20 protein-coding genes are annotated in these 24,101 nt (G+C 39.1%); 9 read left to right on the top strand and 11 right to left on the bottom strand.

The features are described 5' to 3' along the window. Positions 1-7: 7 nt before the first annotated feature. From JW794_01910 to JW794_01870, 9 genes are all read left to right on the top strand, one after another. On the top strand, positions 8-3,187 hold the full coding sequence (locus tag JW794_01910; GenBank protein MBN2016882.1) for an efflux RND transporter permease subunit: 3,180 nt from the start codon (positions 8-10) through the stop codon (positions 3,185-3,187). A 189-nt stretch (positions 3,188-3,376) separates the two neighbouring features. Beyond that, entirely contained in the window at positions 3,377-3,949 is a 573-nt protein-coding gene (locus JW794_01905) for a TetR/AcrR family transcriptional regulator (protein MBN2016881.1), read from the top strand. Between the two features lie 10 nt (positions 3,950-3,959). Beyond that, positions 3,960-5,393: a TolC family protein gene (locus tag JW794_01900; GenBank protein MBN2016880.1), complete on the top strand. Its 1,434-nt coding sequence runs from the start codon at positions 3,960-3,962 to the stop codon at positions 5,391-5,393. A 14-nt stretch (positions 5,394-5,407) separates the two neighbouring features. Next, positions 5,408-6,442: an efflux RND transporter periplasmic adaptor subunit gene (locus JW794_01895; GenBank protein MBN2016879.1), complete on the top strand. Its 1,035-nt coding sequence runs from the start codon at positions 5,408-5,410 to the stop codon at positions 6,440-6,442. A gap of 16 nt (positions 6,443-6,458) precedes the next feature. Further along, positions 6,459-9,521, top strand: coding sequence for an efflux RND transporter permease subunit (locus tag JW794_01890; GenBank protein ID MBN2016878.1), 3,063 nt, complete (start codon positions 6,459-6,461; stop codon positions 9,519-9,521). A 166-nt stretch (positions 9,522-9,687) separates the two neighbouring features. Next, positions 9,688-10,053 (top strand): DUF2089 domain-containing protein, encoded by a 366-nt coding sequence (locus tag JW794_01885; protein ID MBN2016877.1) that lies wholly within the window; start codon positions 9,688-9,690, stop codon positions 10,051-10,053. Between the two features lies 1 nt (position 10,054). Then, positions 10,055-11,395, top strand: coding sequence for a DUF4097 family beta strand repeat protein (locus JW794_01880; GenBank protein ID MBN2016876.1), 1,341 nt, complete (start codon positions 10,055-10,057; stop codon positions 11,393-11,395). After that, on the top strand, positions 11,388-11,777 hold the full coding sequence (locus JW794_01875) for a hypothetical protein (GenBank protein ID MBN2016875.1): 390 nt from the start codon (positions 11,388-11,390) through the stop codon (positions 11,775-11,777). Before JW794_01880 ends, JW794_01875 begins: the two co-directional genes overlap by 8 nt. A 111-nt stretch (positions 11,778-11,888) precedes the next feature. Further along, the gene (locus JW794_01870) at positions 11,889-12,488 is read left to right on the top strand and encodes a hypothetical protein (protein MBN2016874.1); all 600 of its coding nucleotides are present in this window, start codon (positions 11,889-11,891) and stop codon (positions 12,486-12,488) included. A gap of 40 nt (positions 12,489-12,528) precedes the next feature. On the opposite strand, the gene JW794_01865 is transcribed toward JW794_01870, so the two are convergent. The 11 genes from JW794_01865 to JW794_01815 form a co-directional block, all read right to left on the bottom strand. Further along, a complete protein-coding gene (locus JW794_01865; GenBank protein ID MBN2016873.1) occupies positions 12,529-12,759 on the bottom strand; it encodes a DUF1049 domain-containing protein in 231 nt (76 codons plus the stop codon). 1 nt (position 12,760) lies between these two features. Continuing rightward, a complete protein-coding gene (gene corA, locus JW794_01860; GenBank protein MBN2016872.1) occupies positions 12,761-13,810 on the bottom strand; it encodes a magnesium/cobalt transporter CorA in 1,050 nt (349 codons plus the stop codon). An 11-nt stretch (positions 13,811-13,821) separates the two neighbouring features. Then, positions 13,822-15,267, bottom strand: coding sequence for a hypothetical protein (locus JW794_01855; protein MBN2016871.1), 1,446 nt, complete (start codon positions 15,265-15,267; stop codon positions 13,822-13,824). A 273-nt stretch (positions 15,268-15,540) separates the two neighbouring features. Then, positions 15,541-16,185, bottom strand: a complete 645-nt coding sequence (locus JW794_01850; protein MBN2016870.1) for a phosphatase PAP2 family protein — start codon at positions 16,183-16,185, stop codon at positions 15,541-15,543. A 19-nt stretch (positions 16,186-16,204) separates the two neighbouring features. Then, the gene (locus tag JW794_01845; protein MBN2016869.1) at positions 16,205-17,494 is read right to left on the bottom strand and encodes a HEAT repeat domain-containing protein; all 1,290 of its coding nucleotides are present in this window, start codon (positions 17,492-17,494) and stop codon (positions 16,205-16,207) included. 20 nt (positions 17,495-17,514) lie between these two features. After that, positions 17,515-17,946, bottom strand: coding sequence for a hypothetical protein (locus tag JW794_01840; GenBank protein MBN2016868.1), 432 nt, complete (start codon positions 17,944-17,946; stop codon positions 17,515-17,517). Positions 17,947-18,028: 82 nt separating this feature from the next. Beyond that, positions 18,029-18,985: a haloacid dehalogenase-like hydrolase gene (locus tag JW794_01835; GenBank protein MBN2016867.1), complete on the bottom strand. Its 957-nt coding sequence runs from the start codon at positions 18,983-18,985 to the stop codon at positions 18,029-18,031. 12 nt (positions 18,986-18,997) lie between these two features. Further along, positions 18,998-20,224, bottom strand: coding sequence for an amidohydrolase family protein (locus JW794_01830; GenBank protein ID MBN2016866.1), 1,227 nt, complete (start codon positions 20,222-20,224; stop codon positions 18,998-19,000). Between the two features lie 20 nt (positions 20,225-20,244). Then, positions 20,245-21,552: a TldD/PmbA family protein gene (locus JW794_01825; GenBank protein MBN2016865.1), complete on the bottom strand. Its 1,308-nt coding sequence runs from the start codon at positions 21,550-21,552 to the stop codon at positions 20,245-20,247. Further along, entirely contained in the window at positions 21,552-22,916 is a 1,365-nt protein-coding gene (locus JW794_01820) for a TldD/PmbA family protein (GenBank protein ID MBN2016864.1), read from the bottom strand. Before JW794_01820 ends, JW794_01825 begins: the two co-directional genes overlap by 1 nt. A 115-nt stretch (positions 22,917-23,031) precedes the next feature. Next, on the bottom strand, positions 23,032-24,033 hold the full coding sequence (locus JW794_01815) for a hypothetical protein (GenBank protein ID MBN2016863.1): 1,002 nt from the start codon (positions 24,031-24,033) through the stop codon (positions 23,032-23,034). Between the last annotated feature and the right edge of the window lie 68 nt (positions 24,034-24,101).

Below are 24,101 nucleotides of genomic sequence, written 5' to 3'. Positions count from 1 at the left end.
AGTACCCATGTCTATAGCAAATTTTTCAGTAAATCACAGCAAACTGATAAACATGATAATGATCATCGTGTTCATCGTTGGCATCTACACACTTATTTTCATGCCCAAAGAAGAGATGCCGTCTATTGATTTTGGGGCATTTTATATCGTTGTAACATACAGAGGTGTTTCTCCTGAAGAGATGGAAAATCTTGTTGTGAAGAAGCTCGAGGAGCAGATCGTTAATCTGGATGATGTTGACTATTATTCTTCGACTTGTTCTGCTGGAAGAGCGACAATTTTTATCAGGATGGAACCGAATGCTGATATCGAGAAGTCTTGGTCGGATTTGAATACAGAAATACAAAAAGCAACTGATCTTCCTGATGGTGCTGATGATCCCATTCTTGTACGTCTTAATATGAGAGAGGTTAATGAGATCTGTACAGTTGCTCTTGGTGGAGATTTTTCTGCAAATGCAATTCGTGAGATTGCAGACGACTTCAAAGATGAGATCCTGAATCTTGAGAATATAGCAAATGTCGAGATTGCTGGTACGCGGGATCGTGAGATCTGGGTAGAAAATGATGTGAACAAACTCGATCAATACGGTTTGAGTATATATGAAATTGTTAATGCTATAACGAATAGAAATAAAAATGTACCGGCTGGTGATATCAAATTCGGGCGCGCAGAATTTCTTATTCGAACTGTTGGTGAGTTCGAAACAGTGGATGAAATAAAAAACGTGATCGTTCGTATGGATGAAAATGGCAGAGCTATTCGTATTGGAAATGTTGCTACCGTTATAGATACCCTTGAGGAGCAGGTTACGATAGGTAAACTCAATGGGGATAAGGCAGTGAATGTTAATATCTATATGGATGCTGAGGGAAATATTATCCAGGTGATGAAAAACGTTCGCAAAGCTTCCGAAGATTTTGTTGGTAAAATACCCGGTTTAAATCTGGAAGTGCGTAACGACGGCTCGATCGAAGTGAAGAACAGCCTTTTTACACTCGGTAATAATGCATTGATCGGTATCATACTCGTGTTCATCACATTATTCATTTTTATCGGCTGGAGGAATGCTCTCTTTGCTGCATGGGGAATTCCATTCAGTTTTTTTCTGACCTTCCTGATCATGGACTTACTTGGCGTAACCATGAACAATCTCAGCTTGTTTGCGCTTATTCTTGTAATTGGAATGATTGTTGATGATGCAATTATCGTACTCGAAAATGTACATCGATATCGCGAGCAGGGTATGAGTGCAAAAGAAGCAGCTATTAAAGGTACTAATGAGATCATGTGGCCCGTGGTAGCAGCGGTGGCAACAACGATTGCAGCTTTTTTGCCGATGCTTCTTATGAAGGGTATGATGGGCAAGTTCATGAGCGTGTTTCCCATTGTTGTTTCGATAGCACTCTTTTCATCATTGCTCGAATGCCTGATCATCCTTCCTTCTCATATAGCAGATTTCAGCGGAAAAAAAGGAGAAAATCTAAAAGATAAAACCCATAAGCTGCATGCATGGCTCACAAAGGTTTATAAATATCTTATTATCAGGGCTTTGAAATATCGATATGTTTCTGTCATTATCATTATCGCTGCTTTGTTGCTTGCACTTGGCGCTTTCGGAATGGGGTTGGTTAAATTTGAGTTCTTCCCATCAGGTACCCCTAAAACCATCATACTCAATCTTGAAACACCCGTTGGAACGAGCCTTGATAAAACCAATGATGTAGTATCTCAAATCGAAAGATTCATTCAGAATATGGAAGAAAGTAAGGATGTCGAGGCTATTGTTGCAACGGTGGGGCAATACACAGAACATCACAGATCACAGGTTGAAACATCTAATGCAGAAGTAAAGATCGATCTGGTGGATGCCGATGATCTGACGTACTCGATCGAACGGATAAAGGGTACGATCAGGAAATATCTCGATACTGTACCCGGTCTCTTCTCATACAAATTTATTGAAGGAGAGAGAGGTGGACCGCCAACAGATGCTGATATTGAGTTGCGAATTATCGGGAACAATATCGATAAACTTGAAAGTATCGGCAGCTATGTGATATCCATCTTGGAAGATATTCCCGGTGTAACTGATCTGGAAACGAGTATGGATGACGGCAAAAAGGAGATAAAAATCCTGCCCAAGCACGATAAACTGGGATTGTATGGCCTGGATGTTAACAGTGTCGCATCAGTTGTGTCTATTGCGTCCTATGGAGCGCCGGTTTCAAAATTCCGTGGTGGAGAACTCGATGAATATGACATCGTTGTACGTGTTCAGGAAGATCAGATAGATGATGTTTCCGATCTAAAAGAGATTAAAATTAGAACCACAACAGGTGCTCTTATTCCCTTGAAAGAATTGGCAGATTTTGAGATAACAGCTGGATATTCGCAGATTGAACATTATAATGGAAACAGAGTTCTAACTGTTAATGGAAATACAACAACCTATGATGATAATGGAAAAATGGTAAAGCAAACTCCCGATGAAGTAACGAATATTCTCAAGGGAAATACCCTTACCGGTACAACCGGTATACTCAGTAACTTCACAGAGCGTTTCCCGGGATATCAGTTACAATATGGCGGTGTGACGCAGCAGAGAACCGAGGTATATAATTCACTCTATGTAGCGTTAGTCGTTGCGTTGATCCTCATCTTTGCGATTCTTGCTGCGAAGTTCAATTCCTATGTGCAACCGTTCATTGTTATGCTCACGATTCCGTTTGCGATCATCGGAGTCATATTCGGTCTTATTATTACAGGTCTGCCCTTCTCAATGATGACGTTGATCGCTGTACTTGCACTTGCGGGAGTTGTTGTAAATGATTCCCTCGTGCTTGTCGATTTTGTTAATAGCGAGCGTGAGAGGGGTGTTGACCGCTGGAATTCACTGATAAACGCAGGTACTGTTCGTCTTCGTCCAATCCTGATGACAACGGTCACAACGATTGCTGGTTTTATGCCGATTCTTCTGTCGTCATCAAGCCAGGTGGAAAGCTGGAAACCAATTGCAGTCAGTATTGCATTTGGATTGGCTTTTGCAACATTGCTTACGCTTTTCATCATTCCCGTTGTCTATTCATATATTGATTCTATATTCGGAAAATTCGGTATGACCAGATTCAAAACACACAAGAAGTTCGACGAGTGTGTTGAATGTGGACGTAAAAAGAAGAAGTAACTAAGAGTACATCAAATATCTACAAGGCGAGGATGAAAATCCTCGCCTTTTGCTATCAACCCAGAAAGTACTTTCAAAATATATTTGATTATTCAATAAATTTAAATATTTAACAAAAATTTAAATATATATTGACATGCTTTTCACATCATTGCCCATTCTGCCAACACACATTTATCGGAGATATCTATGGCTAGTAAAGAAGAAATTCTAGAGGCAGCGCACATGGTATTCGCACAATATGGCATCGAGAAGACAACACTGGATGACATTGCAAAGGAGTGCGGTTTTAAACAGCAGGCATTATATTATTATTTTAAAAATAAAGATGATCTCATCGAGCAATTGATGTATCATATCATCGATGACATCAAGAAAGAAACGTTTGATGATCTGAAAAATATCCAAGATCCGGTCGAAAAGATTAGAAGGTATATGATCAACCAGCTTTATTCATATAAAAAGCATAAAAGATTTATCGACACCTTAAGAAAAACAGATATTCCAATGAAGTATCTGGATATGGCTGAAGAAATTAAGCAAAATTTGTTTTCCTCTACCTACGAAAAGATCAAAGAGATCATTAACGAGGGTATCGAGAAAAAATTGTTCCAAGTTGATTCAATCGATTCTTTGATTTACCTCCTTATTAGTACAACGACAGGTTACGGATATACAATTTTAGTTCGGGATGTGAATATTGATATCGAGGAAATCGTTGAGAAGACTATTAATATAATATTGCAGGGTATTCAAAAGTAAAAGGAGCTCTATGAAAAAGTTAAGTTTGATTACAGTAATCATTATTATTTTTACTACTCTTCTTGTGGCTGAGAGGTACGAACTCAAACTCTCTGATTGTATTCAACGTGCACTGGAAAATAACAAGGAGCTGCAGAAGGCACGGGCTGAAGTTGAAAAAATGAAGCAGGAGTACAATAATATACGCGGAAGTTTGCTGCCACAGATTAGTCTGAATGCTGGATATCAACTCTCACAATCACATCTACCAAAGTCAGCACTTATGGATATCCCGTCACTATCGGATATGATCTATGGCACAGGAGACCTTACAGGTATTCCCACCGAAAATGACAGCCTTGAGATCTATAATGACCAAATCATTGCTGGCTATGTGGATGGAGCATTCGCAGATTTCGTGCCGTCCGAACTTCAAAAAGAAGCAGCAGCATTTGCACAAATCAAACTGGATCAGGTTGTGTTTATGGGCGGAAAACTGATCAAAGGAATACGCATTGCCGGTAAGATCAAGAATATGCAGCAGAAGAATTACTTGCTTGTTCAACAGGATGTAATATTCAAAACTAAGGACATGTTCTACAAAGTATTGCTTCTGGAGCAGTTGGTTGATATTCAAAAGGAAGCACTTGATCTAGCTTATCAGTACCAGCAACAGGTGAAGAATATGTTTGCGCAGGGTTTGGTCTCGGAATATGACCTTTTGCGTGCTAGACTGCAGACAGCAAATCTCGAACCAGAAGTTATTCAAGCAGAAAATAATTATACCCTTTTATTAGAGAGTTTCAAGAATCATCTTGGTATAGAGGATGAAAAAGTAGAATTTTCAGGGGAGTTTCTTCTTCCAGAAATTAAACTGATGTCGCTTGAAGAAGCAATCCAGCATGGTAAACAAGATAGGATCGAACTTGATCTTGCATCGATAAATGTTGAGATCAACAAGGTTGTGCTATCCATTCAGAAGGGGAATTTACTGCCTAATATTTTTATTTCTGCTGAATATCAGAAGTATGCAGGATCATCAGGCAGGTACAAAATCACCTATGATGATATCGGAGACACCTATCAGGTAGGAGTGGGACTATCTATACCGCTCTTTACAGGATTTTCCAATACAGCAAAGATCGCAAAAGCCAGACAGGATCTAAAAATGGCAAAGTTGTCCTATCTTCAGCTCGAAGAAGGAATTGAACTGGATATCAAGAATTCCTATTTGACATTCAAGAATGCTAAACTCAAAGTAGAGAGTCAGAAACAAAATGTGAAACTTGCAGAAAAGGGATTTACAATAGCTCAAGCGCGGTATGAGAATCAGGTTGCAGTTCAACTTGAAGTTCTGGATGCGCAGGTGCAGTTAAAATCAGCACGTCTTAATCATTTACAAGCATTATATGACGCAATTATTTCCTATGAACAGCTCAAAAAGGCTATAGGGATCCAATTATAGATCAAGGAGAATACATGAAAAAAAACAAATCCATAATCATCTTTGCAATTATCCTGATTCTTGTATATTCAGGTTGCAGCAGAAAAGAACAAATAGCATCCAAAAATATTGAACAGATACATAAAGAGGAGGGTGTTCCAATAAAGATACTCATCCTTGAACCTTCGTCGTTCGAACTATGGCTTTCATACAATGCACCCCTTAAAGGTATACGTCAGACAAATGTTGCAAGTATGGTACAAGCTGAAGTTGAAAAAGTAAATGCTGTAGTTGGGTCACAGGTTACAGAAGGAGATGTGCTGGTGGAATTTCCAGAAGATACTCCTTCGGCACAATTTCTTCAAGCAAAATCCGCCTACGAAAATGCACAAACAACATATGATCGCTTGATAAATCTTTTTGAGATCGGTGGAATTTCTAAGCAGGATCTTGATGGTGCAGAAACTGCATACAAAGTGAGCAAAGCGAACTGGGATGCAGTACGCAAAATGATCAAAGCGGAAGCTCCCATATCAGGCATTGTAACGACAGTTGATGTGAAGGTTTCTGATAATGTGTTTCCCGGAGATATTTTGTTCATTGTATCTGATACAGAAAAGATGAAAGCACGGGTTTGGGTTACGGAGCAGGAGGTCTGTGATATTAAAAAAGGAATGAAAGCGGAAGCATCATGGCTGAGAAACACCCTTTCCGGTAGCGTAACTCAGATCGGTCTCGCTCTGGATAGTAACCTGCAGGCATTTCCTGTTGATATAGTGTTTGATAATCCTGATAATATACACGCCTGTGGGGTGACTGCGAGGATCAAAATTCTCGTATACAACAATGCCGAAGCACTCAAGGTAGCCCGGAAGAATATTCGCGAAGATGAAAACGGATATTATGTTTATATACTCAAAGATGGGCAGGCAGTGAAACGAGCAATTACTCTGGGACAACAAAACGGAACAGAAGTGGAAGTACTTACCGGTTTGAAATCAGGTGATAAGATCATTACCGAAGGCTTGAACATGATAAAAGACGGCGTCAAAGTCAAAGTGATACAATAAGGAAGCTGAGGTTATCATGATTTTATCAAAACTATCAATCAATCGTCCGGTTATGATCACAATGATTATACTTGTCTTCATCGTGTTCGGGCTTCTTGCTTATTTCAGCTTACCCTTGAATCTCATGCCAGATGTCGAATTTCCCTTTGTGACGGTTCAGGTGATATATCCTGGTGCAGGACCGCTTGAGATTGAATCTCAGGTAGTAAAAAAGATCGAAGATGCGATCTCGACCATCAGCAGGATTGATTATATTGAATCTTACGCGGTTGAGAACTTCGGATTTGTACTCATACGTTTCGAGCTTGGAAAAGATGTGAACATTGCTAGCCAGGAGGTGAAGGACAAGATTGAAGCAATAAAAAACAATCTGCCATCAGACGCAGAAAGTCCTGTGATTTCACGTTTTGATGTTAATGCATCACCCATCATGAACCTTGTGTTCACGGGGAATATACCTGGAACTGAATTATATGAAATCGCAGATAAGCTACTCAAAGACAGGTTGTCACAGATTGAAGGTGTTGCTCAGGTCGAATTAAGCGGGGGACGAGAACGGGAAATACACATAGAACTGGATGAGAAAGTAGTGTTTCAGAATGAAATATCATTACCACAACTCGCACAGATCCTCGCAGCTCATAATATTGATATGCCTGGTGGTTCATTTACAAAAGCAGATCAGGAATATTCCGTTCGTCTTAATGGGCGGTTTGAAGATATTAAAACTCTTGAGGAACTTGAAATACCAACACATTATGGGGTGAAACAACTTAGGCAGATCGCAGAGATCAAGGATACTGGATCTGATGTTCGTCAGCGTACAACTTATTTCAATAATCTTGAAAACTACAAGCAAGAAAATGTGATCAAGATCGATATTATAAAGAGTGTTGACGGTAATCCGGTTGAGATATCAGATCAGGTTCGGAAAGAGCTGCCAGGTATCCGAGCTTTGATTCCTGATAATACTGAGTTATCAATAATCGATGATGATGCAGACTTTATTCAAGCTGCAGTGGACGATACCCTTGGAAACATTATTCTAGGAATCGTTCTCACGGGTATTATACTTTTCTTCTTCCTGCATGATCTCCGTTCAACGATCATTGTTGCACTCGCAATGCCTACATCGATCATCTCAACATTCCTGCTGCTTCAGATCTCAGGTTTTACTATAAATGTGCTGACACTTATGGGGCTCTCAACAGCAGTGGGAATACTTGTGACGAACTCGGTTGTAGTAATCGAGAATATTTTCAGGCATATCAGAATGGGAAATCGAAGAAAAGAAGCTGCGAATAAAGGAACTTCAGAGATAGCAGTTGCAGTATTTGCTTCGACCCTGACGAATATTGTCGTATTTCTTCCTCTGGCAACAATGGGTTCGATCGCAGGTCAGTTCTTCAAAGAATTTGCTCTCACCGTTACATTTGCTACAGTTTTCTCACTTTTGATATCCTTTACTCTCACTCCAATGCTGGCATCATTGATACTTCCTGAGGATCATGATAAAAAGAAAGGCAAAGTTGCTCATTGTTTTGATCGCATGTTCGATCAGCTTGATAATTTCTATAAGAATGTTCTTAGAATATTACTTCGTAGAAAGCTTATAAGTGGTGGTGCAATAGTTATAGCATTTATTCTCTTTGTGTTGAGTTTCGGGGTCGCCAGCAGAATAGGATTTGAGTTTATGCCTAATCTTGATGAAGGAAATCTGTCAATTGATGTTGAGTTACCTCAGGGGTACAGTCTGCAGGAAACAGCAGAGGTCTTCCAGGCAATTGAAGAAAGAATAACTACTCATCCTGAAGTGAAACATATGATCGCGAATATTGGTTCTCAGGGATGGGTGGATAAAGCCACAAATCTCGGTAGTGCAGAAGTTAAACTCGTTGATGTAGATAAAAGAGATTTTTCTACAAATGATATGATAGCTCTTCTGATGCAGGATGTAGCGGATATTCCGAACGCAAAGATCAATGTACATGCGGAATCTGGAATTGGTGGAGGAGGTATAGAGTTCTTTCTGCAGGGTCAGGTTATCGAAATACTTGAAGAACTAAAGAATGAGATCGTCGAAAAATGTGCTGACGTATATGGACTGGAAAATTTTGATAACAGTTCTCGCGCTGGTAAACCTGAGATCACACTATATCCGAAGCGTGATAAATTTGCCCAGGTAGGTGCTACAATTTTTGACCTTGCCTTTACATTGAGAACAGCGATAGAAGGAACCGTTGCTTCGCAATACAAAACGGAAGGTGAAGAATATGATATTAAAGTGAAGCTGTCTGAAGAATCTGTTGATTCGCCAGAAGAGATTGGTAATATTCCTGTTGTAACACCTTATGGTACCTATAGGATTTCACAACTTGCTGATGTAGAATTTACTTCAGGATTGAATAAGATCATTCACCGGGATAAATATACTACTATAAGGTTTAGCGGTTCTTCTGCAAAAGATGTACCCGAAGGTACAGTGGCAGCTGGCATACGACAAAAACTTGCTGAAGTAAAGTTGCCGGAAGGTTACCGAATAAGCTGGGGTGGAAGTATTAGCGAACTTCAGGATACCACAATTGAAATGCTTCGTGTCTTCATCATTGCAGTACTCCTTACCTATATGCTTCTTGCTGCAATCCTTGAGAGCTTTGTACAGCCACTGTATATTCTGTTAACCTTACCATTGGCTTTGATCGGTGTGTTCCTAGCAGTTTATATCTCAGGACAGACCATGAATATCTTTTCGATGATGGCAATCATCATGCTGGTGGGTATTGTGGTGAACAATGCAATCCTGCTGCTGGATTATACAAACCAGCTTCGGAAAAAGGGCATGAAAGCGACAGAAGCACTTATCGAAGCATGTCCCACCAAGTTACGTCCAATCCTCATGGCGAGTTTTGCTATTATGCTGGGTATGCTTCCAATGGCGCTGGGAATCGGTTCGGCAGGTAAGGAATTCAGGCAAGCAATCGGAATTGTGAGTATCGGTGGTATCTTTGTCTCAATGTTTCTCACTCTAATTGTGATACCCTCAGTATATAACATCTTTACCCGTCGAAAACATGGATAAATACGAGCAAGATCTTAATTTAAAGGCAGGATTTCGGTCCTGTCTTTTTATTTATTCAAAAAATCAATAATATTCATTTGAAAATAAATAAATATAAAAAATATTCAAATTTACTTGACATAATTAATAAATATATTAAAATAATTGATATTGAAAGTGAGGTCATATGAATAATAGATTAAAACAGTGTCCGGTTTGCAATTCCACATTGGAGATTAAAGAATATCATTGCCCGAAATGTGATACCACGATCAGAGGAAACTTCGCAGTAGGTGATCTTGCGTCACTCTCTGCACCTCAGCAGGAATTCGTAAAAGTGTTCATCTGCGCACAGGGGAGTATTAAGGAAGTAGAAAAAGCACTCGGTATTTCGTATCCGACGGTGAAGAACCGGCTGGCAGAAGTCATTGGTGTACTCTGCCCATCGCAACAAAGTAAAACACAGAATTTGTCAGAGTCAATTTTAGATGAAATCGAACGAGGGGAGATTTCTGTGGATGATGCAATTAAAAAATTAAAAAAAAGGAGTTAACATGATTAAAAATTTTCTTGAAACACGAACAATCGATACAAAAAGCAATCTGCGGCTTAATCTGGAATCCGAGAATGTTGGTTTTAACATTCAAGGTTATGACAAAGAAGAAACAGCACTCGATGTGTCATTAGAACTAAAAGGAGACATTCCTGATAACCTTACACTTGAAGATCTGCTTAAAACAGATTACAATAGAAAGAAGAATGAACTGAGCATCACGCTTGAACTGCCAAATAATATTCACACAATAAAAGCTCATATTGAAATATTAGTTCCCAGGAAGACGACGCTTGTCTCAAAATTATCAAATGGTGGCTTGCGCCTGGAAGAACTTGTGGGAAACCATGATCTTGAATCAAGAAATGGCTCGATCAGAGTGGAAAACAATCAGGGAAGTCTGGCTTGCAAAACCCGGAATGGGGCTTTAAAGATCGAAAAGTGCAATGGCGATATCGAAGCATCTTCAAAAAATGGAAGTATCACAATTAGAATTAGTGAAGGAAGGATGAACATCGATGGGGAGAATGGTTCCTGCAAGATAAGCAGGTGCAAAGGTACGCTTGCCCTCAATCTTGAGAATGGTCCGATCCGTGTTATTGAAGGTGGTTTCGAAAGTGCTGATCTCAAAAATAATAATGGTAGTATGTATTATGAATTCCTTCCAACAGAAAAAGGAAAATATTCATTTATGAATAAGAATGGAAAAATACTTCTTATTATACCCGAGGAAATTGAATTTGCGATCAGGGCAGAGAATCATCTTGGCAATTTCCGAATAGGTTTGGATGGTGACTATGACCGACAGAAAACTACTGACGGACAGACAATCGAGATGGTGAATGGATCTGGAAATGTGAAGATCGATATTAAGAATAAACTCGGCAGTATTCAATTGATGAAAGAGCCAATACAAAAAGATACTCATATGGATTTTACGAGTTTTGGTGATTACATCTCTGACGTATTTGATAATATTCCATTCGAAGAAGGAATCGAGCAAGCAAAAAAAGCATTCAGTAAAGCAAAAGATCACATCAAAAATATGAATTATGATTTTTCTCAAACCTTTGAAAAAACGATGGAAACGCTCGAAAAGAATAAGGATAAGATCAAAGCAAAGATCGATGAAGAGATCAAAGATAAAAAACATGCTGAAGAGCTGAAAAAGAAGTTTAAAGAAACAATGGAATCGGTCAAAGAAGCATTTCATAAACATGGAGAACAAAAAGAATCTATGAGTGAGAGCAGAATGAAAATTCTTGATATGCTCGAAAAAGGTACGATCTCTTCTGATGAAGCTGAACGCCTACTCAAAGCTCTGGGAGAAGATGATGAGTGAGAAAAAAAAGATTATCGATATGCTTGCTGCCGGAACGATCAATGCTTCCCAGGCAGAAGAACTCATCAAAGCAATTTCATCAAAGAAAAAAAGACCCACTCAAAATGAATCAAAAAGAATGGTATTCGATGTCATTAAAAGGGATACTGAAAAAAGGATTATTCATATTTCTATTCCAGTTGCATTTATCAATGCCGGGCTGAAGATCATACCTAAAGAAGCAACCATCAAAACAAAGATAGGAGAATCATCCTTTGATATCTCATCGATCAATTGGGAAGATATATTTTCTCAAGCTGTTGGTGGTGAGATCGGAGATCTTTTCTACATGGAAATTGAAGACGAGAATAATCCTTTGATCATTCATATTTACATCGAATGATCCATTATACCATATTTCTTCTTAAGATGTGCATAATAAATTGACAGTATATTTCGTATTTGCATCTTCTTTCAATGAGATATTTTCATCATTCCATATTCGGGAGATCGCATGAAAAATAAGAATATAATTATCTGGTTATTACTAATGTTTGCAATGCTCTCATGCTCGAGAGTCTATGTGCCATACACACTACAACTACAGCAGGAATATAATCTGACCCAACAAGAGATCATGAAGCTACAGTTTTATGTGTCCGATGAAGTCATTCTGGAACGCGAGATTATCGATATTGATAAGCGTGTTTCAAAAAAGCATCGGCTGGAAAAGGTAGAGGATAAATTGCTTGATCAGGTTGTATTCAGAACTCTCACTCCCGGCATTGCGGTTGACGTACTTCCCAATATGCTGCAAGTAGCATTTGAACAACAGGGGTATCTTACGTTTAAAACCGAGGGAGAACCGGAGGATAATTATTACTTCAGAAGCGATCGTTACGGGGATGAGATCAAAGAAAAAGATATGAGCTATTGTTACTGGTTTCAGAGAGTAGAAAATGAAATGTTCAGCAATGGTCTTGTAACGTATAATGTGAATGAATACTGGGTATTTTTCCCAGAAAATCGACCTTATCTTCTTGTTGATGAAGAGAGTCTCGAAAAAATAAAAGAAGAGCGAAGAATCGTCAAAGGACTCAAGCAGAATAAGTAGTATTTCTTAATCGGGATTCTGAGCTACTAATGATAGGGATTTAATACTCTCTTATAACGCCTACTTTTTCTCCTTTATTTGTCTTACTCGAACCGGATTTCGTAAATACTCCTACCAAGAAACCTACCACAAAAAGCAGGGGGTAGAAGATGATTTTTGACATGCTGATGTTCCAGAATAGAATGGTCAGCGAAACCTGTTCTGAATTCTGGATAACAATAATAATGACTGCAATGATCAATACGATCATTAAGATGTGTTTAATCTTCATATTATAACCACTTTCGTTTTCTAAAGAATCTTAACATTCCTAACATAACAATAAGCATTACACCGAGTGTAACAAAATAACCCCATTTCCATTGAAGCTCGGGCATAAAAGCAAAGTTCATACCGTAGATACCTGCAATGAATGTCAGCGGAATAAAGATCGTCGCAATGATCGTTAAGACTTTCATAACTTCATTCATTTTGTTGCTGATGCTTGAAAGATAGATATCCAACAAACCTGAAACCATGTCACGGTAAGATTCAATCGTGTCGATCACCTGTATTGTATGATCATAAACGTCCCTTAAGTACACGTTGATACTTTCGTCGATAAGGTCGCTTTCTGAATGGTGCATAGCATTGATTACTTCACGTAGTGGCCATACAGATTTTCTCAAGTACATCATCATTCGCTTCATTCGGTGTATAAGTTGCAGCGTATTTGGGGTCGGAGTTTTAACCACTTCATCTTCAAGTTTTTCAATAGATTCACCAACAGTTTCAAGAATAATAAAATAATGATCTATGATTGAATCGATCAAAGCATACATCAGATAATCTGCATGAAAATTTCTTATACGTCCTTTTTTATTTCTGATGCGTTGACGTATTAGATCAAAAACATCACCAGTCCGCTCCTGAAATGAGATCACATAATCCTTGCCAAGAATGATGCTCACTTGCTCAGCACAGATGCTGTCATCGTCATTACGATAGAGCATTTTCAGTACGAAATACATGTATTCACCAAAATCTTCAACCTTTGGTCGCTGTTCAGTGTTCATAATATCTTCAAGTAAAAGAGGATGAAGATTAAAGACCTTACCGAAGTCTTCCATCACAGCAGGATCGTGAACTCCATCAACATTTATCCATGTAACAGATGATGTATTTACATATTTTTTACATTCTGATACGCTATTGAGAGTTTTCTCCGTATAATTGTCAGCATCATAATCCATGACAGTAATATGGACTTTTTCCATCTTTTTCTTACCAACATGAATGAGTGAACCTGAAGGAGTGCCGTGTTTTGAAATTATATTATTCATATTTCTCCTAATTAATCAATATCGCCGAGGAGATATCTATCTTCATACGTAACGAATCCAAGAATAATTTTTTGGTCAAGAACATTCGTGATTTCAAGTCCGTACCAAAGCACGTCATCTTCCTCGGTTCCAAGATAGGAAATACTGTAATTATGTGCCATTAAAAAACTGCTGATCTCCATTTGAATATCAAGTGCTTCCTCAAGATGATCATCAATTTGCGGGTCAAGGGGCTGAATGATGTTCTCGTCATAAGCCTTACGGAAATCCAGCACATGGTCACATAGCAGATCAATTCTGTTAAACACGCAAACATTTATTATTTCCTTTAGACATGGAAGTATTTTTTTCGCATCAGACTCAATTGGTTCTCTATTGTTTAACTGAGGTATGAGCGGACCATCCAGATGAACACTTCTCATGATAGCAGATACAAGAGCAGCTTCGGTTTCATCAGGCTCAATATGCAAATCCAGTGTGTCCAGCGTGATATCCAAAGAAACGGTGTAATAGAAATTTTGATAGTTATGCTCGGGATATCTGGTTTTTTCAAGCATGAGCATATAGGTGCGTTTTTCACCTTGAGCAACAGACTGAGAAATATAACCCTGGTTTGCATTGAAATGTGTTAGAATATCCTGATCCAGCCATCGATCCTTCTCAGGAATAAAATTTTCTTCTACGAAAATTGCTTCTTCCAAAAAAACATAGCTCTCAAAGGTGAAATTTCGGTCCTCATAAGCTTTTGAGATCAAAAGTGAAGCAGTTTTATCGGGACTGTCATATCCGGCAATGACATTTTCCTGTTTGATTGTTTCTTGCCATGCTGAAGGGATTTGAATCTGCATCTCAAGGAAATTATATGAAGTCAATTTATCTTCATATTGTATTGGTTCAAGCCATTTTGGTAGTTCCGATTTTGGAACTCGAAAAACTAAGATCTCTTCGATCTTATTTTGCTCATCGACAAAAAACCCGATACCCAGTGAATGATATACAATTCCATCAGTGTACTCGTTGTAATCATCTCCATATGCTTCTATTGCTTTGTCACGAGCGTCTCCCAGTTTGATGCCCTTTTCAGTCTGTAATAATCCTTCAGGATCATATGTGAGATTGACCATATCAAGACGGAAATCCATATCTTTTCTCGTGAATTCAGCAATGAAAGTGATATTAAAAGAACCGTCTTCATAAAAATAGTTAAATGGAAACTCAATATCTTCATAAGGTGTGCCGAGTAGATCGTACATATCAGCTGGAGTATCGAACACAGTAATAAGATCGACAAATCCCAATCCAGCTTGAAGTTTCTTACCCGAAAGCACTTGTTCATACTGTGGCTTTTCATCTTTATGCTGGGATTGTGATGGGTCAATGTTCTGTTTATTTTTCGAAGCACACATTGAGAGAGCGAGAATCATAAAGACGAAAATAATTATTTTAATTGACTTCATGTTTTTTTTCCTCTGCTAATCGAAATGGGACTTTACATTTTGGGCATTGTCTGTAATACAAGCCTCTTCCAAGATATGTATTGCAATTTGGACAACGCCAGCTTCTAAGCGTAATTATTAAACATCCAAGAATTATAAAAAATCCAAAAATTATGGAGATAGGATTGATGAGCATGATCAGGAAAAATCCTAAGATAGCAATAGGTATGACAAGAATCTGGATCTTCTGTCTTTTCTTGAAACTCCGAACGATCTCCTCATTGGTCATTGATTCTAAGTTTTATAGTCATATTGAGGTAGATCAGGATACACCGCACAACAATTTTTGAATGTCCATAAAGCACTGAAAATTCCGATATAAGCACCAAAAATGATATCACTCGGGTAATGAGCTGTTACGATGACCCTACTCAAACACACCAAAACAGCAATCGTAACAAAAACAACAACCCACTTTCTGAAAAGAAGAGAAAGAGCAGTAAGTATAGAAAAGATCCTGAGAGAATGTCCTGATGGTGTTGAGTTCATTTCCCATTGCTTGGTAAAAAAGTGAAGGCCATATTTTTCTTGTTCATAAAGCATGACAGGTCTGTGACGTCCAAGGAATATCTTCAAGCCTTCTCCAACAACAAGAGCAATGGCAGCACTCAGGGCAACGTAGAGAAGCATCCTCGTCCAATGATGCTTTATTGTTGGATCAAAGACCAAAATGACAATAAAACATAGCGCAACTGCTATTCGTATGAACGATCCATCAGCCAGGTAGGAAAGAAAAGTTCCTGCATCAAAGATCCATGTCGATTGGAGATGATTATTTATCCAAAGACTTATTGGTCTATCCAGTAAAAAAAAGAAGAGAAGATAAAGAACAAGAACAATGCTGCTGTAAAGCACTGTTTTCTTGGCTAAGTTATCCATAAACTATACTCCTCTTATTTTACTTATTCTGCAGGATGAGCAAAATCACCTTTGCAGCATCAATCTTAACATACCAGTCTTCGAGCTGAAGTAAGGGTTGAATTGCATATACACCATTTTTATCTCCAAGCTCGTTGAGCGAAAGTGCAGCTTCGATTTTGATATCTGGATTAGGATCATTCAGAAGGTTTATCAGTGCTTCTTTAACTTCTTTTTCATCATAGAATTGGAGAAAACGGGTTGCTGTTTCGCGTACTTCGTCATCGGGATCTTGAGTAGCTTTGAGGATTAATTGCCAAGCCCATTCTTCGTCAATTTCACTGACAAGCTCAACTACTGAACTCCTGATATCTACCTCCCAATAGTCCGAAAACTCACTAAACTTTTGAATCGCATTTTCATCTCCCCAACTTGCAAGGAAGAACGTAGCAGCCAAACTCGTTGGACTTGTTAGATCCACAGGCAGGTCATATAAATAGCTTATATACGTTGTATCTTGAAGTTCTAAGAGGAGTGTACTAGCAAGGAGGAGTTTATAAGCATCAAGCTGATACTCATTAAACTCGATTACATTATCAAGATTTCCATTTTCCATTTTTTCAATTTCCTGTTGTGTGATATCCAGAGCTTCTCTTAATTGTGCTTCATCTCCAAGCTTAGAGATCGCCACAATTGCATGAAGTCGAATAAGTAGGTATGGATCTGTCAAAGCTTCCATAAGATGAGGAACTGCTTGCTTTGCATTACGCAGAGAAATCGCATTGATGGCATCATCCCGCACAGAACCTACTGAATCGTTCAGCATATCAATATACATTGGAATGAAATCATCACTGCGAGCAAAAGTAAGCTCGTTGAGCATGATGTCTCGATTGTAACCAGATTCGTCAGCAAGCCCGGCTCTGATGAATTCCAATGCTTCTTCCTTCCTACCGAGTCTGTACAATGCAACTGCTGAAGCTTTCTGGGCGGTGAAGTTAGGATCAACTGCAAGGGTAAATTCAAGATCTGGTATAGCAGTAGTATCTCCAATAGTACCAAGTGCTCTTGCAGCTTTCATAACTACAATGTCATCTGGATCATACAATGCATCAATCAGAGCTGGTACAAATGATGGGTCTGCTATATCTCGCATTGCATCAATAGCTCTGCTTCGAACGAAATAGTCGCTATCCTGAATTGCTTCATCAAGTACGGAGAAGGCTTCTGTTTCAAGCATCTCCCGATCCTTTTTCGATATACTTGCAGATGAGCAACTAAGAATGATCAGAACAACACTCATAATCCCGAGTATGTTTCGGAATTTCATATCCAAACCTCCACGTGCTATTATTTTTTCATTACTTTATCATACAGCTTTTTCAGGAATAGAAGTCCCTTTTTTGAGATTTTTCGGGAATAAAGGTTTCTGTCGAACATATACACAATATGCTCACAACCAGGTTCGATACTGAACTTCATGCGTTCTTTGAGCACGCTCTGTGAATCCTGAATGAAAATCATCTCACCTGTATATCCACACTTATAGAACTCAGCTGGTTTCTTTGTTATGAATGAAAGCACTCTATCAAGATTTTCTCTGTCCATAAAGGTTTGAGCCAGAATCGGCTGCATACCTTTTGTGCCTTCAACCGTATAAAAAAGGATTTCGATCCGATCAATATTCTCCTTCATATACAGCTTCATTGCTTCATCGATAGAAGAACTGCATCCTATGAGAACAAGAAGCGCGAATCCCAAAATAATACTAACCCTTTTCATAGTGCCCCCTTTCATGGCATCCACATAATTTATCCTCTATTTATATGCTTATAGTTGATATATTCTGTCAACATTTAATCCCTCACTCGATAAAAATATGTTTGAAATCCTCTTTCATGCTGATTATAAGCCAATTATTCTTTCTGCACAGATCAAGAAGATCCTGATATGTGTATTCATACTCTTCTTGGGCATCGTCATGATTGATAACAAGTGCGATGGTTTGGTGCTTGGGGCTATCTGTAAAGCGAAGCATCTCGTAGTCGCCCATCGAATTTCCGGCTGCAAAAACAGGCGGTTTGCCAATATGCGTGTATATGCCCTCTGCTTTTCCATTTGCATTATTGTTATGAATTATATTTTCTTGTCGTATGAACGATGTTACAGAATCATCATACGAATACTTCAGCTCTATACGCGAACCAATAATATTGGAAGGTTCGAAAGGAAGTCGATCCTTTAAAGCACCTCGTAAAAAACCTGTCATTGAGCCAGATGTTATATAGACCTGGAAATCTTGTATAAGGAGATACTCAATAAGCTCAACCATAGGAATGTAATAGAGATATTTATATGGGATTCTCAATTCTGCATGAATGGTCGTATCCATAAAAGCAGAGACAGAACTGATATATTCTTCCTGTGATTTACCGAGATAATCAGTGGTGAGGAAAGTTACAAGATGGTGATTCATATAATTTTCATCATTTTCTACCGCAGCTTTGTATGGCTGAACTGTCCGTAATGCAGAATCTCTTTGTACAGCATGACGATAGTGGTCAATGCAGACCTGGAAATTTGCATAGGTTGGTTTTTCGCAAAAGATTGTGCCGTCGAAGTCAAATGTGGCAATCCTATCCTGAGGAGGAATATAATCATGGCTTTGAGGATCAGAAGCGTTGAGTACAAAAGAAATTATTCGTGATTTGTTTTCTCCATCATTCCACGAGGGAAGTGGATCAAAACTCCTGCTTGTCTTGTTTACTGCACAGCTTGCAACAATACTTACAGCTATGAATAATATTACAAATTTTCTCAGAGTGGTGTCCTCCTATTTTTTTCTTAAGACTTTACCTTCCGCCATGACCATAATAGGGAATGCACCAAGATGAAGCGGATTTTTATCCCATACCACAATACTTGCGAGTTTTCCTTGCTCAATAGTTCCAAGCTTATCGTCGATACCAAGGATTTTTGCATTTTTATACGTGATCAACGAGATGGCATCCTCCTCATTCATGCCCTGTATCATGAAGAATTTCAAGCTATCCCGAAGTGCGATCGTATGGATGACCGGATGATCGGTCATGAGTCCGAAAAATGCTCTTGAATCCATAAGAAGCTTTGTGTTTTGATAATAGGCATGCTTCAACTCGACTTTGTATCCTACTGAGCCAAGTGGACCATACACAACCGGGATATTGTTTTTTGCGAGTTCATTAAAGATATCTTTATGAAAGACATCCCCGGTATGATCTGCTGTGCATTTTATCTTATACTTATCTGCAAGATGGATGAGGTAGAGGACATCATCATCTTTGTGAACGTGCACTTTTGAGGTATATTGTCCGGACAACAAGGTAAGAAGAGCTTTATCTTCAGGTGAGAATCCGAGTTCATACTCACGTTCGAGGATTTTTTTATCGATCTCAAAATCCTCTTTGCTGATATCTTTCTTTTTGAATTTTGCCTTAAGTTCGTTTATTTTCTTATCCTTTGAAACGTCAGCTTTTTCTTTTTTGATAAGAACTTCGTCGAGTTTTTTCTCAAGTAGCGAATATACGCCCATACGCGTATTCGATCGTTCACCTTTCCAGTCTGTTGTTGAACGCGGATTGTATCCGAGTGCCATTTTGAAGCCGTATGCTTTCATAAAAGCATCATCACGGTTTTTGCCGAAATTTTTGATGATCATAGCCTGACCTCCGATGAGATTTCCGCTACCTGGCACAACACAGCTATACAGTACACCAAAATCCACGGCATCTTTAAAAGCTCTGTCATCAAAATAAATGCTATCGATCGGATTGTTCAAAGGAAGTATCTGGTTTATGATGTCATTGGTCTCAGATTCTGTCCATGGCTCACCTTCCCTATCCATACCAATATGAGAATGTGCATCGATAAGAGCTGGCGTGACCCAACCTTCGAAATCAGCTTTCAATTTTTTATCTGTGACATCAATAATTTTGCGACCTTCGACAACAATATATTTTTGCTCGTACTTTTTCTTCCCATCAAAAAGAACATTTGCTTTTATTACTTTCTGTTTAGCCATAGTACTCCTTCTTTTTTTTCCTATTTTGCTGAAACGCTAATATCATTACACAGAATGGCAGGCATTATACCACCCCAGCAGGAATGAAGTTTATTTTCGATTGCAATTACCTTCTTCAATGTATCATATACATTTCCAGCTACCATAACATCTTTGACCCGTCCGACGATCTCACCTTTTTCAACGTACAAACCGGGACTGACGCCGACTGAGTAATCACCATTTGGGATATTTCCGCTATGAGCTCCCATGACACCATCGAGAATGATGCCCGTGTCCATCATTGCAACGAGTTCTTCAAAGGATTTATTACCGAGTTCAAAACGGGGATGACCAAGATGGGGTGATGGAGTCATCGTAATGGGGTCACCTCCCCACATGGATGAGCGGTAACCGTGACCTGTCGATTGAACGCCGAGTTTCTTTCCATAGTTCAGATCATAGAAGAATGAGCGTAAGACCCCCTTCTCTATGATATTCATTCTTTTCGTTTGAACACCCTCATCGTCGAAGCTGCGAGCTCCTGTCACAGAATCATCGAGTGGATCATCATAGAAGGTGATTAATTCACTCACGATTTTTTTACCGATGTCTTTTTTGATCGGAGACACATCTTCAAAAATACTCTGTGCATTTGTCCCACTGCTCAAACGCCAGAGAAGCGTATACATACTTCCCGGCATGTAGAGCACCTTCATTTTACCACTTTGTATATTCACTTCTTTGGATGATTTATTATACAACTCGATAAGTTTCGATACTTCATCTTGAGAGAGCGAGAATGGTGTTTTTTCATCATACACCCTTTCGAGACCTGCACCACCGCCCGGATAGATAACATTTATCCAGTAGCCATTTGTTCCAGATTTACCTTGAAGATCTGTGCCGATGCTATTGAGAATTTTGATGTTGTTAATCTCTTTGTATCCCACAATTTCTAATTCAGCATTGGTTTTGGCGAGTATTGCATCAGCGATCTTCTGGCATTCATCAACCATTTTTGATGATGACACTTCTTCAATACGGGGATTATATGTGCTGAGTTTCGGGAGGTCTTTTGTCAGAGGGAATGAATATTCTGCTTTTACGCCACCCTTAAGAGAATCCAGGGCATTTTGCAGGAATTCTTCTCGGTCGATAAGATTCTTTGTATAGGAGAAACCGAGTTTCCCGTCCTTGATAATACGAAGTGCCATGCCCGACTGCAACTGACTTTCGATGTCATGAAGTTCACCTTTTTGGAATATTACTTCCGATGAATTCGGTTCGTTGTAATAAATCTCTGCCTGGTCGCAGACTTTTTTTGCCATTTCCAGTAACTTTTCCATTAGACACCTCCTATTACGACATTTTTTACAAGGATGTGCGGTGCTCCATGGCAGGATCGGATATTGGTCTGCCCTTTGCCGCATCCGCCAGTTTGTTTTAATTCAAGATCATTTCCGATCGACGTGATATCCTTGAGTGTTTGATAGAGATTGCCTGACATGTTGATGTCTCGGATCATCTTATCCTTTTTCCCATTTTTCACAAAGTAACCGTACTGAGCGCCAAAGGTGAAGTTCTCCCCTGAGGTCTGTCCACCTTTAGGATCGAGTATATACAGACCGTCACCAAGTTTTGCCATGAGTTGTTCGAATGTGTTCTCTTTTGGTTCGATGAAGATATTTCCCATTCTTATAATTGGAGCATAGCGATAATCCTCAGCAACGCAGTGTCCGGAAATTGGTTCTCCAAATTCTGCTGCAGTTCTTCGAGAATGCAGTCTGCCGGTCAGCACACCATTTGTAAGAAGGTTCACTTTTCGAACAGCGACTCCTTCATCATCATATTTATAAAAACCAAGCTGGTTCGGAAGGGTCGCATTATCAGTGATCGAGAGTACATCACTTCCAAGTTTATTCCCGATCTGCATTTTTTCTCTCATTGCAGGTAAAGACTCAACAATATCGGCTTCTGAGAAATGACCAAATGCTTCATGTGCAAAAACGCCTGCCAGTCCCTGGTTCAGAATACAATTATATGAACCTGCTTTGACCGGTTCAGCTTTGAGCAAGTCAACCACGATTTTCGTTCTATCTTCAAATTTGCTTTCAAGGTCTCGAAGTGTATAGAAACCGTCACTACCGCCGGCACCGATGCGCAAGTTTTGTACAAGATTTCCTTCTTTGCTTGTAATACCTCCCCCAATGCCGGTTGTTATGAGATCTTCGTGGATTTCAGCTCCTTCTGAAGACAAGAAATATTTCTCCCTTGTCACTTCAAAATAACGCATATTGGTCATTGCTACTTTTTCGTTAGATAAGGGAATGTCATTATAATGTCGCAGAAGTGAAAGCTTCTCTTCGATAGAAATGTCTCTTGGATCGTCTTTTAACTCAGGGATGAATGTGTCTTTGATGATTGGTACTTGGGCAAGTTTAACAGGTTTCTCAATTGTGTTGCCAATGAGTTCTGCGTTTTCTTCTGCTGTTTTGAGTGCTTTTTCCGCATCGGCTTCCCGTGTGAACGCAACAGATGTAAATCCGCCGTTTTTCAGAACACGAATGACATAACCATCCGTTGTTGTTGATCCGATATTTGAGAGTTCCTTCCCGTTGATCGTAATGAGAGTGTTCTTTTTGATCTCGTATCGAATGTCAGCATAATCTGCATCTGCTTTTTGTAAAATATGCTTTAACTTAGATAGCATAGGACCTCCTAACTTTGTCTGTATTGTAAGTATTTTTTGTAAATATAGTCAATTTTTTATCATAAAAAAACCCGGTAGCAGAAACCACCGGGTTGAAAATTTTACATTACTTGAATTATTTTGGTGAATGTGCAGATGAATTATCAGATTGCACAGGAGTATGATGTATTGAAGTACCTTTTACAGTTTCAGGTGCAGCTACAGAGTAGTACTGCCACCAGATTTCATTGTCTCCATCAACTGAATCCCAGGTGGTAAGTGTAACATAGCCAGTTGGGAATGTCGCATCAGAGAAGCTGTCAGTCCAGACATCATTGAAATAGATATCAAAGTTTGATCCATTTGCAACAATCTTAACCTTACTGAAAGCATTGAGACCATAGCCAAGATTTACTGTATATGTCCAAGGGATGATTTCTGTTTCAACACCACTTTCTATACGCCATACACTATATTCACCCCATGCATCAATACTGAGGAGATAACCGTCGGCGGATTTTGTATCATAACTCATAAATCCATTTGATCTAAAGAACAAACCAAAAGTATATCCTTGGGTTATAACGCTTTCAATTCTAGCAACACGGGTTTCGAACGTGTAATCTGAAAACTGCTGATTATAATAAGCGCTTGCCCAGGAATCATTTTCAGCTCCTTCCATAACCAAGTTGCCACCAAAGGTGTACCATCTTCCATCTTCGGCAACGAAGTTATAAGCAACATCGTTAAATTCTTCAGTAAAACCAGTTGTTGTGAATTCCCATATTGGTCCGGCTTGTGTGCTTTTTGAATCATCGTCAGCAACGATCTTCCAGAAATATTTTGTTACATAATTAAGCGCACCCGGGTCGAAAAGCGTTGCAGCTATATTCTGGGCAACAAGTTCAGCTGCACCGGGATTTGGGTCGATTCCAAGATACACATCATAGGTGAGTGGATCACCTTCGGGGTCTGTGCATTCCCATTCTAAATCAGTATTTACTGCGACATTTGTTGATCCATCTGCTGGAGTTGGATTTGAGGGAGGGTTTGGCTTGTCATTAGAATTGCTTGTTGTCTTACAAAAAGAAAGCAAAGCAACCATAATGACAATGAGCGCGATTTTAATAATCTTCATTTTTTTTTGCTCCTTGTGTTTTTTCACTTTAAAAAGTTATTTGGATTTTAAAACCTTGATGTGGTTGT

The sequence above is a fragment of the Candidatus Cloacimonadota bacterium genome (assembly GCA_016932035.1).
In the GTDB taxonomy this organism is placed as follows: Bacteria; Cloacimonadota; Cloacimonadia; order JGIOTU-2; family JGIOTU-2; genus Celaenobacter.
Note: the sequence above shows the minus strand (reverse complement) of the source record. Positions and strands in the feature narration are given on the sequence as shown.